Raw genomic sequence first — 791 nt, 5'->3', positions numbered from 1 at the left:
CCGGACTTGCCGGCGCAGGCCGGGTTGAGCGGTAGATGGTTGCTGGTGGAGGTGGAGGGCGGGGGGCTCTGCGGTGAGGTGGCCGCCGCGCTGCGCTGCGCGGGGGCGGATGTGGTCACGTTGACCGTGCCGGATGGCGGGGCGGCGGGTCGCGAGACTGTGGCTGATCTTCTTCGTGGGGTGGGGCCGGTCGCCGGTGTGGTGTCGGTGCTTGGGACGGCGGAGTGGCCGCTGCCTGATGGGCGTGTCCCGGTGGGGCTGGCGGCGACGGTGACGTTGATCCAGGCTCTCGGTGACGCCGATGTTTCTGCTCCGCTTTGGGTGGTGACCGGTGGCGCGGTGTCGATCGGCCGGTCGGACCCGTTGATGAGTGCGGTCCAGGCGCAGGTGTGGGGTCTGGGCCGGGTCGCGGCGTTGGAGTATCCGCGGCGGTGGGGTGGTCTGATCGACCTGCCCGCCACGGTGGACGCCCGGGTGGGGGCCCGTCTGGCGGTGGTTCTGGGTGGTGGTGCCGGGAGTGAGGATCAGCTCGCGGTGCGTGGATCGGGGGTGTTCGCCCGGCGTCTGGTGCGTGCACCTAGAGCATCCGGTGGTCCGGCCGAAGGCGTGGAGCGTGCGTCGCGGGTGTCCGATGGTCGGCCCTGTGAGGGTGAGAGCGGCGGGTGGCCGGCGGGTTCTGTGCTGGTGACAGGTGGCACGGGCGCACTGGGGGCGGTCGTGGCGCGCTGGCTGGCCGGTCGCGGGGTGCCGCATCTGATCTTGACCGGGCGGCGCGGTGCGGAGGCGCCGGG

At 72.9% G+C, this 791-nt stretch carries 1 protein-coding gene; it reads left to right on the top strand.

The window, feature by feature from the left end; translation table 11 throughout:
• Window positions 1–45: 45 nt before the first annotated feature.
• A partial coding sequence (locus AWQ70_RS37120; RefSeq protein WP_245647339.1) for a SpnB-like Rossmann fold domain-containing protein occupies window positions 46–791 on the top strand: 746 nt, incomplete at its 3' end.

Origin of the sequence: Microtetraspora niveoalba (assembly GCF_001570405.1) — a bacterium.
Taxonomy (GTDB): domain Bacteria; phylum Actinomycetota; class Actinomycetes; order Streptosporangiales; family Streptosporangiaceae; genus Microtetraspora; species Microtetraspora niveoalba.
This window is presented reverse-complemented; position numbering and strand designations above follow the sequence as displayed.